Annotated in this window: 11 protein-coding genes; 8 read left to right on the forward strand and 3 right to left on the reverse strand. The window is 47.0% G+C overall.

All coding sequences use genetic code 11. From position 1 onward, the window contains the following. The first annotated feature begins 53 nt into the window (after nt 1–53). The 3 genes from tusA (at nt 54) to AC5YB1_RS01390 (ending at nt 4,363) form a co-directional block, all read left to right on the forward strand. A complete protein-coding gene (gene tusA, locus AC5YB1_RS01380; RefSeq protein WP_110458777.1) occupies nt 54–299 on the forward strand; it encodes a sulfurtransferase TusA in 246 nt (81 codons plus the stop codon). An 86-nt stretch (nt 300–385) separates the two neighbouring features. Then, nucleotides 386–841 (forward strand): MOSC domain-containing protein, encoded by a 456-nt coding sequence (locus tag AC5YB1_RS01385; RefSeq protein ID WP_494520423.1) that lies wholly within the window; start codon nt 386–388, stop codon nt 839–841. Between the two features lie 324 nt (nt 842–1,165). Continuing rightward, nucleotides 1,166–4,363 (forward strand): amidohydrolase family protein, encoded by a 3,198-nt coding sequence (locus AC5YB1_RS01390; protein WP_494520424.1) that lies wholly within the window; start codon nt 1,166–1,168, stop codon nt 4,361–4,363. A gap of 218 nt (nt 4,364–4,581) precedes the next feature. On the opposite strand, the gene AC5YB1_RS01395 is transcribed toward AC5YB1_RS01390, so the two are convergent. Next, nucleotides 4,582–5,151: a DNA-3-methyladenine glycosylase I gene (locus AC5YB1_RS01395; protein WP_494520425.1), complete on the reverse strand. Its 570-nt coding sequence runs from the start codon at nt 5,149–5,151 to the stop codon at nt 4,582–4,584. A gap of 108 nt (nt 5,152–5,259) precedes the next feature. Between AC5YB1_RS01395 and glyQ the strand changes: the two genes are divergently transcribed. From glyQ to pxpA, 5 genes are all read left to right on the forward strand, one after another. Next, the gene (glyQ, locus tag AC5YB1_RS01400) at nt 5,260–6,165 is read left to right on the forward strand and encodes a glycine--tRNA ligase subunit alpha (protein WP_494520426.1); all 906 of its coding nucleotides are present in this window, start codon (nt 5,260–5,262) and stop codon (nt 6,163–6,165) included. Nucleotides 6,166–6,177: 12 nt separating this feature from the next. Then, nucleotides 6,178–8,247 (forward strand): glycine--tRNA ligase subunit beta, encoded by a 2,070-nt coding sequence (gene glyS / locus AC5YB1_RS01405; RefSeq protein WP_494520427.1) that lies wholly within the window; start codon nt 6,178–6,180, stop codon nt 8,245–8,247. Nucleotides 8,248–8,400: 153 nt separating this feature from the next. Next, complete coding sequence (gene pxpB / locus AC5YB1_RS01410; RefSeq protein WP_494520428.1) at nt 8,401–9,063, forward strand: 5-oxoprolinase subunit PxpB; 663 nt, start codon at nt 8,401–8,403, stop codon at nt 9,061–9,063. Then, complete coding sequence (locus AC5YB1_RS01415) at nt 9,060–9,992, forward strand: 5-oxoprolinase subunit C family protein (RefSeq protein ID WP_494520429.1); 933 nt, start codon at nt 9,060–9,062, stop codon at nt 9,990–9,992. The genes pxpB and AC5YB1_RS01415 overlap by 4 nt, the downstream gene beginning before the upstream one ends. Then, nucleotides 9,982–10,734, forward strand: a complete 753-nt coding sequence (gene pxpA / locus AC5YB1_RS01420) for a 5-oxoprolinase subunit PxpA (RefSeq protein ID WP_494520430.1) — start codon at nt 9,982–9,984, stop codon at nt 10,732–10,734. Before AC5YB1_RS01415 ends, pxpA begins: the two co-directional genes overlap by 11 nt. 168 nt (nt 10,735–10,902) lie before the next feature. Here pxpA and gyrB read toward each other — a convergent pair whose 3' ends face one another. Beyond that, nucleotides 10,903–13,320, reverse strand: coding sequence for a DNA topoisomerase (ATP-hydrolyzing) subunit B (gene gyrB, locus AC5YB1_RS01425; RefSeq protein ID WP_494520431.1), 2,418 nt, complete (start codon nt 13,318–13,320; stop codon nt 10,903–10,905). A gap of 16 nt (nt 13,321–13,336) precedes the next feature. After that, nucleotides 13,337–14,419, reverse strand: coding sequence for a DNA replication/repair protein RecF (gene recF / locus AC5YB1_RS01430; RefSeq protein WP_494520432.1), 1,083 nt, complete (start codon nt 14,417–14,419; stop codon nt 13,337–13,339). Between the last annotated feature and the right edge of the window lie 28 nt (nt 14,420–14,447).

A 14,447-nucleotide genomic window follows, 5' to 3' on the forward strand; every position in this document is an offset into this window, starting at 1 on the left:
ATATTAGCTGCTTCTGTTTAAAGTGATTTTTTTCATCTTCTAAGGTTGAATATATGAGTAATCCATTTTCAGACGCCCAACACCAACTCGATGCCATGGGACTTCGCTGCCCAGAACCAGTCATGATGGTTAGAAAGTCAGTCCGAAATATGAATGATGGCGAGACCTTATTGGTCATTGCAGATGATCCGGCAACCACCCGGGATATCCCCAGCTTTTGTGAATTTATGGACCATACCTTAATAGCCAGTAACACCGAAGCCGTACCATACCAATATCTGATAAAAAAAGGCTTATAGCCCATAAGAGTTTGCCCTTTAGTAACACTTGCCAGCTGAGTCGAGCACAGTTTACACTGAGTGATAGTCATCAAAAGGACGGATAAATGGCAATTTTACAAGGCATTAGCTATAAAGTGGTCAAGCGCGGCCCAATGTTAGAAACCTCAACCGCATTGGTCACTACGAGCAGCGGCGTTGCCCAAGATATTTTTGGTAAACCAGGCAACAGACAAGTCACAGTGCTCTCATTCGAACAATGGGAGCAGGCCTGCAAATCACTTAACGCTCAACTACCATGGACAACCCGCAGAACCAATTTACTGGTCGAAGGTGTCAGCTTTGGGCCGCAAGATGTCGGTAAAATTATGCATGTTGGAGATCTACAGCTTCTCGTTACAGGTGAAACCGATCCCTGCAGAAAGATGCAAGCAGCCTTCCCAGGCTTAGAGAAAGCATTAACTCCAGATTGGCGTGGTGGCGTCACCTGCAAAGTGCTCAATGACGCTACCATAGATATTGGTAATAAAGTGCATTTTAGTGAACAGCTGCAATTACTTTAATCGACGCCACACCTTTATTACCTCAGAACTAGCCACTGACGCAAGTGGCTTACATTCACTCTAGACTCTATTTCGCCATCTCAAATACCATTCATTTTCTGTCACATAAATTGGGTGTTACTGTTAACCAATTTATGCGATAACTATTATTTATAAGACTGTATTTAATATAACTGCATCGATAAAACTGACAGTACAGTGATATAAAATGTCGCCAGCACATAATTTTGCAGCTATACACATTTCACCATCAATAAGTAAAAACTAGCGATACTCAGCACAACGCATGCCTATGGAAACAATAACAACTAGACGGATATAATAATGCTAACACAACAAATTAAGCCCTTATGTGCAGTAATAGCACTCACACTAAGCCCCCAGATAATTGCACAAGAAACCACTCAAGATACCACCACTTGGCAAGTTAATGCTCCTGCAAACGCCCCCCTTCAACAAGTCAAAATCGACGTGTCTGAGGGCTCCTGGATGAACGTCAGTGTCAGCCCTGATGGCAAAACCATAGTGTTTGATCTATTGGGCGATATCTACCAAATACCAATCGAAGGTGGCGAAGCAAAAGCTCTCGCTAAAGGCATCGCCTGGCAGATGCAGCCCGTTTATAGCCCTGATGGTAAATCCATTGCATTTACCTCAGATGAAGATGGTGGCGACAATATATGGATTATGGATGCCGATGGCAGCAACCCTCGCCCCGTGACAAAAGAGACATTCCGCTTACTCAACAGCCCAGCTTGGAGCCCAGATTCACAGTACCTTATCGCGCGTAAGCATTTCACCGGCAGCCGTAGCTTAGGTGCTGGCGAAGTGTGGCTTTATCATGTTGCCGGTGGCGATGGTGTAAAACTCACAGAGCGCCCTAACGAACAAAAAGATCTGGGCGAACCCGCTTATTCGCCGGATGGCCGTTACGTTTACTTTAGCCAAGATGCGACACCAGGAAAAACCTTCCACTACTCAAAAGACTCAGTCAAGGGTATCTATAAGATTAAGCGCTACGACACTCAAACGGGTGACATTGAGGTGCTCATCGAAGGCACTGGTGGTGCGATACGTCCAACCCCAAGCCCGGATGGAAGCAAGCTCGCCTTCATTAAACGTGATGGATTTCAGTCATCGCTTTATCTGCTCGATTTGAAGTCTGGTAAAAAAACCAAACTATACGACAAACTCGACCGCGACATGCAGGAGACCTGGGCTATTCACGGCGTATATCCAACAATGAGCTGGACCGCCGATAATGAAGAACTTGTGTTCTGGGCCGGTGGCAAAATTAACCGCCTAAAGGTAGCAGATAAGCAAGTTAAGCAGATCCCCTTCTCGGTTAAAACAGAACTTGCGATACAACCCTCGGTACGCTTTAAGCAGAACATCGACAAGGATATCTTCGATGTCAAAATGCTGCGCATGGCACAGGTATCTCCCGATGGAAAGAAAGTGGTCTATGAAGCCCTAGGTAAGTTATGGGTTAAAACTTTACCTGATGGCAAGGTCACTCGACTCACTAAGCTTGATGCAGACCTGCGAGAGCTATTCCCGCAATGGTCTCGCGACGGCCAGCTGATAGTCTTCACCACTTGGGATGATGACAAGCAAGGCAGTGTCCGCGTTATCAGTGCTCGTGGCGGCAAAGCCAAAATACTCACCCAGGAACCGGGCAAATATGTTGAGCCCACCTTTTCGCCAGATGGCGAGTTAGTGGTTTACCGTAAAGCCAAAGGTGGCAATATCACGCCAAGGACTTGGTCTCAGGAACCCGGCCTATACGTAGTCGACATCAAAGGTAAAGCCAACAGCAAAATAACCCCAGATGGCTATCAGCCTCAGTTTGGCGCAGAGTCAGACCGAGTCTTCTTTTTAGACCACGGCGAGACGCCACAGCTGTCTTCAATTAATCTGCATGGATTCCAAAAGCGGGTGCATTACACTAGTAAGCACGCTACAGAATTTAGGGTCTCACCGGACGGCAAACAACTCGCGTTTGCTGAGCGCTTTAAAGTCTGGGTCACCCCATTCGCTAAACATGGCGAAACCATAGATATCGGCCCGAAAGCCAGCAACCTGCCCGTTACCCAATTAAGCGTGCGTGCAGGTGAGAGCATCAGCTGGAACAGCAACAGCGATCAGCTTTACTGGACTCTGGGCCCAGAACTGTATCAAGTTAACGTCGATAGCAGCTACACCGCAGCAGAGAAAAGCGCCAAATCAGAGAGCAGCGAACCTAAGATCACAGATATCGGCTTTAGCAAGAAAGCGGATGTTCCACGTGGAACTATCGCCTTTATTGGTGGCCAAGTGATCACCATGGAAGATGATAAGGTTATCGATAACGGCATAGTGATAATCAAAGACAACAAGATTGTCGCTGTAGGTGATGCAACAACCCAGATCCCTGCTGGTGCAGAGGTTATCGACATCAAAGGCAAAACATTGATGCCAGGTCTATTTGATGCACACGCTCACGGATCACAAGGTGAAAGTGAAATTATCCCGCAGCAAAACTGGGAGCTTTATGCCAACTTGTCGCTCGGTGTCACTGCCATCCATGATCCCTCTAACGACACTACCGAGATCTTTGCCGCTTCAGAGCAACAGAAGGCAGGCAATATCGCCGGACCACGTATCTTCTCTACGGGCACTATCCTGTATGGAGCCAATGCTCCGGGATATACCTCGCATATCGATTCACTCGACGATGCCAAGTTTCACTTAGAACGGCTCAAAAAAGTGGGGGCATTTAGCGTCAAGAGCTATAACCAACCGCGTCGTAACCAGCGTCAACAAGTGATTGCCGCAGCGCGAGAATTGGAAATGATGGTGGTTCCAGAAGGTGGCAGCTTACTACAACATAATCTCACCATGATCGCCGATGGCCACTCAACCGTTGAGCACTCGCTACCAGCTGGGGCCATTTACAACGATATCAAACAATTCTGGAGCCAAACCGACGTTCATTACACCCCGACTCTAGTGGTTGCCTATGGCGGTATCTCAGGCGAAAACTATTGGTATGATAAGACAGATGTGTGGTCTCACCCTCGCCTCTCTAAATATGTACCTAGTGATCTTTTACAGGCCCGTTCAATGCGCAGACCTACCGCACCCGATGCACACTATAACCATTTCAATGTTGCACGCGTCGCCAATGAGCTAAATGAACTCGGTGTAAAGCCTAATATTGGTGCCCACGGACAACGAGAAGGGTTGGCCGCGCATTGGGAGATGTGGATGTTCGCCCAAGGTGGCATGAGCAATATGGAAGTGTTAAAAACGGCAACTATTAATCCTGCCACCACCTTTGGCATGGAGCAGCAATTGGGTTCCATCAAAGCGGGTAAGCTTGCTGACTTGATCATCATCGATGGCAATCCGCTCGATGACATCCGGGTCACCGACCGAGTAACTTATACTATGGTCAACGGCAAACTTTACAACGCTGAAACCATGGACCAGCTCAATGGTGATAAAACCAAACGCAAACCATTTTTCTTCGAACTTTAATCAATTTTCAATTTTAAAATCTGCCGGAGTTTAGCCGCAAATTTTAATTTCATGAAAATTTCAAAATGAAGTAAAAATCCCATTCAGGCGTTTAAAAAGGGTGTTCCACGTGGAACACCCTTTTTAATACCATATTAAAATGCAATCAATATTCGATTTACATAACTTTAGCGATAACAAATATAACAATGGAATCATCCACCCCACTCTTCTCGAAATCATTTATCTGGCTGTTGATAACAACAGCAATCGACTAGATGATCATTTACCATGCCTACCGCTTGCATAAAGGCGTAGCAAATTGTCGGCCCGACAAAGTTGAAACCGAGCTTTTTAAGCGCCTTTGACATAGCTTCAGACTCAGGCGTTTGTGCAGGTACTTGCGCTAAAGAAGTGAAATGATTAACCCTAGGTTTTCCATCGACAAAACTCCATAAAAATGTCGAAAAATCATTACCCTGCTCTACATATGCCAAATAGCCTTTAGCATTTTTTATAATCGAATTCACCTTTAAACGATTACGCACAATACCGGGGTTTTGCAACAAGACCTCCACTTTTTGCTCATCAAAGGTGGCAATGATTTTAGGATCGAAATTAGCAAAGGCCGCCTCATAATTTTGCTGTTTCTTCAAAATGGTGAGCCAAGACAAGCCCGCTTGTTGGCCATCTAAGCAGAGCTTAGCAAACAGTTCTTGGCTATCGTAAACAGGCTTTCCCCATACATCATCATGATAAGCCTGATATAAAGGGTCATCACTCACCCAGCCACAACGCGTTATAGGCATGACATTTTTCTCAATTTTCCCAAGTTAAGATAAAAAATAACCTACATAAGCCGTTTTCAACAAGGTATAATCGAAACCATTTTCTATCACCAGCTGACAGTAGTAGACATGACGACGAAACACGACGTAAAAACATTCCAGGGATTTATCTTAACCCTGCAAGAATACTGGGCGCAGCAAGGTTGCGCTATCGTTCAACCGCTGGACATGGAAGTAGGTGCGGGTACATTCCACCCTATGACTTTCTTGCGTTCATTAGGCCCAGAACCAATGAGCAGCGCCTATGTCCAGCCATGTCGCCGTCCAACCGATGGCCGTTATGGTGAAAACCCTAACCGCCTGCAACACTACTACCAGTTTCAAGTAGTCTTAAAACCTTCACCAAGCAATATTCAAGAGCTTTATTTGGGGTCACTTGAAGCGTTAGGTGTCGATATGGGTATCCACGATGTGCGCTTCGTTGAAGACAACTGGGAATCACCCACGCTCGGTGCTTGGGGACTGGGTTGGGAAGTCTGGCTAAATGGTATGGAAGTGTCTCAGTTCACTTACTTCCAACAAGTAGGCGGCCTAGAGTGTAGCCCTGTAACTGGCGAGATCACCTATGGTTTAGAACGTCTAGCCATGTACATTCAAGAGGTTGATAGCGTTTATGATCTTGTTTGGACTGATGGCCCAATGGGCAAGATTATGTATGGTGATGTTTTCCACCAAAATGAAGTTGAACAGTCTACCTACAACTTTGAACACGCCAACGTAGAAGTGCTTTTCAAGCAGTTCGATGACTGCGAAAAAGCCTGTAACCATTTGCTATCACTTGAAACACTGCTGCCACTACCCGCTTATGAGCAAGTAATGAAAGCCTCGCACGCTTTTAACTTACTCGATGCTCGCCATGCTATTTCGGTTACCGAACGTCAGCGTTATATTTTACGCGTTCGTACTATGGCAAAAGCGGTTGCAGAATCCTATTACCAAGCCCGTGAAGCGCTTGGTTTTCCAATGTGTAAGTAGAGGGTTATAAAGATGAAATTTGAAAACTTACTCATTGAAGTAGGCACCGAAGAGTTACCACCAAAAGCACTACGTAACTTAGCAGAATCATTTTTAGCTAACTTCACCGAAGAGCTAAATAAAGCAGAGCTGGGCTTTGAATCAGCAACTTGGTATGCAGCTCCTCGTCGTTTAGCCATCAATGTTAAGCAACTGGTATTGGCGCAAGCCGATAAAGTGGTAGAAAAACGTGGTCCTGCAATTGCGCAAGCATTCGATGCCGATGGCAACCCAACTAAAGCCGCAATGGGCTGGGCTCGTGGTAACGGCATTACCGTTGAACAAGCCGAACGTCTTAAAACGGATAAAGGCGAGTGGTTATTGCATCAAGCTAAAGTAGTTGGTGTAGAAACAAAGTCACTTATCTCAGATATGGCCCAGCGCGCACTAGACAAGCTACCTATCCCTAAACCTATGCGTTGGGGCAGCAACAAGACACAATTTATCCGCCCAGTGCACACAGTGACTATGCTAATGGGTAGCGAGCTAATTGAAGGCGAATTACTGGGCATAAAATCTGCTCGCACCATACGCGGTCATCGCTTTATGGGTGTAGACACCTTAGAGCTAGACCATGCAGACAACTACCTCAGCGCGCTTAAAGAGCAAGGTAAGGTGTTAGCCGATTACGCTGAGCGTAAAGCGATCATTAAAGCGGGCGCCGAAGCTGCTGCCGCTAAAATCGGTGGCGTGGCCGATCTTGAAGATGACCTACTCGAAGAAGTGACTTCACTGGTTGAATGGCCAGTTGTATTGACCGCCAACTTCGAAGAGAAATTCCTCGACGTACCAGCCGAAGCCTTGGTTTACACCATGAAAGGCGACCAAAAATACTTCCCAGTATTTGATAAATCTGGCGCACTACTACCCAACTTTATTTTCGTCACTAACATCGAATCTAAAGATCCGGCGCAGATTATCTCAGGTAACGAAAAAGTGGTTCGTCCGCGTCTTGCCGACGCAGAGTTCTTCTTCGAAACCGACAAAAAACAGTCGCTCGAGTCTCGTCTTGCTAGCCTTGAAACCGTGGTATTCCAAAAGCAGTTGGGCACCATCAAGCAGCGCGTCGAACGCATTTCAGCTTTAGCAGGCTTCATCGCTAATGGTATCGATGCCAACAGCAAGGATGCCGCCCGTGCTGGTCTATTGTCTAAATCAGACTTGATGACCAACATGGTGATGGAGTTCACCGATCTACAAGGCACCATGGGCATGCACTATGCACGTCTAGATGGTGAAACCGATGCGGTAGCAGTCGCACTTGCGGAGCAATACAAGCCTAAGTTTTCTGGCGATACCGTGCCAACCGCACCTATCTCTATCTGCGTAGCATTAGCAGAGAAGCTAGATACCTTAGTGGGTATCTTTGGTATTGGCCAAGCACCAAAAGGCGCAGCCGATCCATTCGCCCTTCGCCGCGCCGCCATTGGTGTGCTGCGTATCTGTTTAGAGAACAACTTACCGCTTGATTTGGTTGATCTGATTGCAAAAGCACAAGAGCTTCATGGTGAAAACCTCAGCAATGACAAAGTCGCCGAACAGGTACTTGAGTTCTTTATGGGCCGCTTCCGCGCTTGGTATCAAGATCAAGGTGTGAGTGTCGATGTGATCTTGGCCGTGCTTGCACGTCGCCCTACTTCACCAGCCGATTTTGAAAGCCGTATCAAAGCGGTTGCTCACTTTAGAACCCTTGAGCAAGCGCAAGCACTCGCTGCAGCCAATAAGCGTGTATCTAACATCCTAGCGAAAGTTGAAGGTGAGCTTCCAGCCACTATCGACGCTAACTTGTTAGTTGAAGGCGCCGAAAAAGCTCTAGCCGCTAAGCTTAATGAACTTCAACCTCAGCTAGCGCCGCTGTTTGCTGCAGCTAACTATCAAGAAGCCCTGTCACTGCTGGCCAACCTACGTGAAAGCGTGGATACCTTCTTTGAAGATGTGATGGTGATGGCCGATGATGAAGCGCTGAAGAACAACCGCCTAGCCTTGCTATCGAGCCTACGCGAGCAGTTCTTACACGCAGCTGACATTTCGTTACTGCAGTAAGCATTAATTTTGCTAATAAAAACGCACCCTTAGTGGTGCGTTTTTTTATGACCGAGGATAATAATCCCACTCATTTTAGTGCAATGCTTGAGCGACGATACAAAGCCAAGTTAGACTTAACCCTATCGTTCCCACAACTAGGTCTAAAGCGCCATGGTATCTGAAAGTATCATCTATCCTCTAGGTGAAAACGCCTTGGTGTTAGACCCTGCGCCGCGAGCTACAATCGATTTTGCCCTGCAAAACAAACTTTGCTGGATAGCAGATAGCTGCCGAAATATCACCGGTGTGCTCAATGCCGTCCCAGGAATGAATAACCTCACCCTCTATTTTGATAACGCCGAACGGCTTAAATCTGGCGAAGCGATACTACAACAACTATGGGATGAGGCGGCGCAGCATTCATTGGCGCAACGACATATCGAAATTCCCGTGGTATACGGTGGTGAATATGGCCCCGATATCAACAATGTCGCCAATGCCCACCAGCTGAGTGTCGAAGAGGTCATTCGCCAACACAGTAGCGCCAAATACCAAGTGTTTTTCATTGGGTTTCAACCCGGTTTTGCCTACCTCGATGGCTTGCCAGCCTCATTACATACCCCAAGATTATCAACGCCTCGGCTGCAAGTACCCGCAGGTTCAGTCGGCATAGGTGGAGAACAAACGGGGATCTATCCAAGTCAAAGCCCTGGAGGCTGGCAACTTATCGGTCAAACCCACCTTAAGTTGTTTAATCCTCATCACTCCTCACCTAGCCTATTACAACCTGGTGATATCGTTACTTTCGTTGCCACTCGGTCATTTACATCATGATCCATATTGAGCAAGCAAACAGCCATATTACGATCCAAGATCTAGGCCGCGCTGGAGTCGCCCATTTAGGCATTCCTATTGGCGGCGCAATAGATAAACAAGCATTACTCCTCGCGAATCGTTTAGTGGCAAACCCCGACAACTGTGCAGCATTAGAATTTAGCGCGGGTGAATTTACGCTCCGCTTTGAAACTGACACTTGGGTCGCCCTATGTGGCGGGTACTTCGATGCCAGCATCAATAATAGACCCCTATGGAATGGCTGGCGTGGCAAGGTAAATAAAGGTGAGTCACTGCATGTTCGCGGCCCGAAACAAGGGATGTACGGCTACCTTGCCATCATGGGAGGTATAGATTGTGAGACGGTTTTAAAGGGTAAAGGCACCGACATCACCAACCAGTTTGGCGGACATCAAGGGCGCTACCTTGAAGCGGGGGATCGCTTGAACATCGGCGTGACAGCCTTCGGTAACTTCAGTCGTCCAATTGGCGCGGTACAATGGGCCAACGACGGTATCCTAAGAGCCCTTCCCGGCCCCGAATTACTGCTATTTAGTCCATCCAGTAAAAAAGCCTTTTGGCATACGTCTTGGAAAGTCTCCAATCAAAGCAACCGCATGGGGACTCGGCTGAATGGTCAACCCCTTACAACCGAAACCGACATGAGCTTACGCTCACACGGCGTAATGCCAGGGGTGGTACAAGTTCCACCGAATGGCCAACCTATTGTATTGATGGCAGATGCGCAAACCACTGGCGGATATCCTAGAATTGCCTGCGTGATAGCAGCCGATTTATGGAAAGTAGCGCAAATGAGGCCGGGACTTGGGTTGATATTCCAACATATCAGCCCAAGTCAGGCACAAAGTGCCAACTATGAATGGCAGCAGTATCATTATCGTTTAGCAAAGGCAATGGATGGCAGTTAACACAAAGCAAGCTGAGCGGCGTTATCCAATCGATCTCAACGCCGATTTGGGTGAGGGAGGCGCACACGATGCAGCGTTATTGCACATCATCACCAGCGCAAACATCGCCTGTGGAGGCCACGCAGGCGATCAAGCCTCCATGCGCCAAACGGTAACACTGGCTAAGCAATGTAATGTGCTAATTGGCGCCCATCCGAGTTATCCAGACAGAGTAAACTTTGGCCGTCAAACCATGGAGCTAAGCGAGAATGAGCTGTTGGACTCGCTATATAATCAAATCATCACTTTAAAGCAAATTTGCGACGCCTTAGCGGTAAAACTACATCATGTTAAGCCTCATGGCGCGCTATACAATCAAGCGGCTGAAAACAGCGGTTTGGGGCAAATCATTATCGATGCGATAAAGCGCGTCGATCCAAACTTAAAACTGATGATGCTAGCGGGTAGCTCACTAGTCCAGCAAGCGTGTGAGCAAGGTATCGACGTTATTGAAGAAGCCTTTGCCGACAGGGCTTATTTAGCCAGCGGCGCTTTGGCATCACGCAGCCTTGCCGGCGCCGTCATCGAAGACGCGCAAACGGCGATGAAACAAGTTGAGCATATTATCAATGATCAGCCTATTACCACGTTAGATGCTAAATCGGTCATCATAAAGGCGAGTAGTATTTGTCTACATGGCGACAATGACCATGCACTCGCTTTCGCTAAGCTTATTAGTCAACACCTATCCCAATCAACATAAGCTGCGAGCTTTATTTCACTCGCGCTCTGGTGAGTCATAGGGCATGGATGAGAGCCAACGTGTCCCACTTCCAACTCATTCTTTATCACCATCATCAGTCAAAAATGAGCAACAAAAAAGCCCCAGATCTCTCTGAGGCTTTTGCCAGAACTTAATGGTCAATAAGACTTACACGTCTAAGTTAGCCACATTAAGTGCGTTGGACTCGATAAATTCGCGACGCGGCTCAACCTGATCACCCATCAAACAGGTAAATAGCTGATCGGCGCCAATGGCATCTTCGATAGTCACTCGAAGCATACGACGCGACTCAGGATCCATTGTGGTTTCCCACAGCTGCTCAGGGTTCATCTCACCCAAACCTTTATAGCGTTGGATATAGAGACCACGCTTTGAATCGCCCATCAACCAATCTAAGGCTTCAACGAAAGAGCTGATCTCTTTAGTACGCTCACCGCGTTTAACGTAGCCACCCTCTTCAATCAAACCGTCAAGAGCATCGGCCAGTTTCGCCATACGCAGATAATCGCTTGAATGCAGGAAGTCATACGAGAACAGGTAATGGGCGTCGATACCATGCTTACGAATAGTGATCTGCGGCAGATACACTTTACGCTCAGGATCAAACACAGCTTCGCCGCTAAAGATAAACCCACCAGACTCGGCTTCTTTTAGCGCAGCCACATAAGTGTCGCACCATTGCTTAACTTTGGCTTCATCGGCTAACAGTTCGTCAGTTAACGGAGCTTGATACAGCATGCGCTCGGTCAGCATCAATGGAAAACGCTTTTCAAGACGATCGAAAATTTGCTCAACTTCGCGATATTGATAAACCAGCTTCTCTAATGGCGCACCCAACATTGCCGGCGCATCTTTCGATGGGTGAATTTCCCCCCCATCCAAAGCTAGGTTAGTCAGGTATTCGGTTAACGCCGGATCGTCTTTTAGGTACTGCTCTTGCTTACCTTTTTTCACTTTGTACAGTGGTGGCTGGGCAATATACACATAACCACGCTCGATAAGCTCAGGCATTTGACGGAAGAAGAAGGTCAACAGCAAGGTACGAATGTGCGAGCCGTCGACGTCAGCATCGGTCATGATAACGATGTTGTGATAACGGGTCTTATCTGGATCGTATTCATCACGGCCAATACCACAACCTAATGCAGTGATCAGCGTGGCCACTTCTTGTGACGACAACATCTTGTCGAAACGCGCCTTCTCTACGTTAAGGATTTTACCCTTTAGTGGCAGAATCGCTTGGTTCTTACGGTTACGCCCCTGCTTGGCGCTACCGCCAGCAGAGTCCCCTTCCACTATGTATATTTCAGAAAGCGCAGGGTCTTTCTCTTGGCAGTCAGCCAGTTTACCTGGCAAACCACCTAAATCTAATGCACCTTTACGACGAGTCATTTCACGGGCTTTACGCGCCGCTTCACGAGCACGAGCGGCATCGATAATCTTACCAACAATGAGCTTAGCTTCGTTTGGATGCTCCATTAAGTAATCACTTAACTGCTCACCCATGGTTTGCTCTACCGCAGTTTTCACTTCACTTGAAACCAATTTATCTTTAGTTTGTGAGCTAAACTTAGGATCAGGCACTTTAACCGAAATCACTGCCGTCAAACCTTCACGAGCATCGTCACCGGTGGCGCTGGTTTTACCCTTTTTATTGAATCCTTCACGATCCATATACGCATTCAGGTTACGGGTCAATGCACTACGGAAACCCGCTAAGTGAGTACCACCATCGCGCTGAGGAATGTTGTTGGTAAAACAGAAGATGTTTTCTTGGAAGCCATCGTTCCACTGCATCGCCACTTCAACGGTAATACCATCCTCGCGCTCTTGGATAAAGTGAAATACTTCTTTGTTTACTGGCGTCTTATTAACGTTTAAGTAGTCAACAAAGGCACTAATACCGCCTTCATACTTGAAGAACTCATCACGGTTATCACGCTCATCAACAAGGTGAATACCGACACCAGAGTTAAGGAATGACAACTCACGTACACGCTTAGCCAGAATATCAAAATGGAATTCAACGTCGGTGAAGGTTTCTTTACTTGGCCAAAAACGGATTTCGGTACCCGTTGTGGTGGCTTCTCCCACTTCAGCTATCGGTGCGTCAGGTACACCATGGGTATAGAACTGTTCATATACTTTACCGTCACGACGAATGGTCATTTGCAGCTTTTCAGACAGCGCGTTAACCACTGAAACACCTACACCGTGGAGACCACCAGACACTTTGTAAGAGTTATCATCAAACTTACCACCGGCGTGCAAAACCGTCATAATTACTTCGGCAGCAGATACCCCCTCTTCCTCATGGATAGAGACAGGAATACCGCGGCCATCATCTTTAACCGATACCGAGCCATCAGAATGGATTTTGATGGTGACATCACTACAATAGCCAGCAAGTGCTTCATCGATAGAGTTATCGACCACTTCGAATACCATGTGATGTAGACCTGTGCCATCATCGGTATCACCAATGTACATTCCCGGTCTCTTACGTACCGCATCAAGGCCTTTTAAAACCTTAATACTCGAAGAATCATAACTATTCTCTGACATATTATTCTCTCGTCGGTTATTCAATTACCGTTACACACCCTTGTTCCACATGGAACACCTTTACCGGCGGTGTGTTTAACGAATCCACTATTGCCGCAGGCTCGATTGCCGTCACAAACACTTGTGCCCCGGTATCGCATAGCTGCTGCAACAACAGTTGCCTGTGTCTTGCATCCAGTTCCGATGGAAGATCATCCACCAGATAAATACTGTTTTTATCGATTTGTTGTTTTAGCAGCTTGCCCTGTGCAATGCGCAGCGCACACACTAACAATTTCAGTTGACCTCTAGATAATGCATCCTGCACCGGCAAAGTGCCCACACGCAGTCTTAAGTCCGCTTTATGGGGCCCACTCGCAGTGTGTCCCGCCGCTAAATCTCTGGGATATTGTGCCTGCAATAGCGCCTGATAATCGGTTTTGCTATCCCAACCTCGAGTAAAGGAAACTTTAACATCTATCTGAGGTAAAAACTCTTCGATTATACCCTTAAGTCGTTCATTTAACGAGCCTACATATTGCTTTCGTATCTCGGTGACGATTTCGGCATAACGCACCAGTTCTTTGTCCCAAAACTGGATTTGCCGATAGTCAATTTGGTTTTTAAGTAACTGATTTCTATGCTTTAAAATACGTCTGACATTCGCCCATGCACTGTGGAAGTTTTTGTCGGTATGAAAGGCTCCCCAGTCGATAAACTGTCGCCGCGCTTTGGGGCCTTCAAAAAGCAGTGAAAAACTCTCAGGAGTGATCACCTGAATAGGTAAAGTTTCGGCCAAGGTCGATAATCTTTTGACCTTATCGCCATTAATTTTAACCTCGGTATCACCGGAGCGAAAACGGCGTAAGCCAATTTTGTGTTGTTGATCGCCGAGGCTTAGATTAGCAAACAGCGTGAGCTTATCTTCGCTGTTTTGAATGACACGCTGCGACAGATGACTGCGGAACGAACGCCCCATCCCCAGAAAGTAAATCGCTTCTAAGATGCTGGTCTTGCCGCTACCGTTTTGACCATAGATAAGATTTAAGCCATCGCCTAACTGCAACTGCGCGCTAGTGATGTTACGGAAAGCGTCGATATGAAGCCGAGTTAAACTCATTAAATACTCAATTGATCAACCAGACGGG

The sequence above is a fragment of the Shewanella sp. 433 genome, from assembly GCF_059338565.1.

Coding starts and splice junctions, on each gene's coding strand:
- AC5YB1_RS01395 (WP_494520425.1), bottom strand. CDS start 5,151: ATGCCTATAACGCGTTGTGGCTGGGTGAGTGATGACCCTTTATATCAG.
- gyrB (WP_494520431.1), bottom strand. CDS start 13,320: ATGTCAGAGAATAGTTATGATTCTTCGAGTATTAAGGTTTTAAAAGGC.
- AC5YB1_RS01385 (WP_494520423.1), top strand. CDS start 386: ATGGCAATTTTACAAGGCATTAGCTATAAAGTGGTCAAGCGCGGCCCA.
- recF (WP_494520432.1), bottom strand. CDS start 14,419: ATGAGTTTAACTCGGCTTCATATCGACGCTTTCCGTAACATCACTAGC.
- pxpA (WP_494520430.1), top strand. CDS start 9,982: ATGGCAGTTAACACAAAGCAAGCTGAGCGGCGTTATCCAATCGATCTC.
- AC5YB1_RS01415 (WP_494520429.1), top strand. CDS start 9,060: ATGATCCATATTGAGCAAGCAAACAGCCATATTACGATCCAAGATCTA.
- glyS (WP_494520427.1), top strand. CDS start 6,178: ATGAAATTTGAAAACTTACTCATTGAAGTAGGCACCGAAGAGTTACCA.
- pxpB (WP_494520428.1), top strand. CDS start 8,401: ATGGTATCTGAAAGTATCATCTATCCTCTAGGTGAAAACGCCTTGGTG.
- AC5YB1_RS01390 (WP_494520424.1), top strand. CDS start 1,166: ATGCTAACACAACAAATTAAGCCCTTATGTGCAGTAATAGCACTCACA.
- glyQ (WP_494520426.1), top strand. CDS start 5,260: ATGACGACGAAACACGACGTAAAAACATTCCAGGGATTTATCTTAACC.
- tusA (WP_110458777.1), top strand. CDS start 54: ATGAGTAATCCATTTTCAGACGCCCAACACCAACTCGATGCCATGGGA.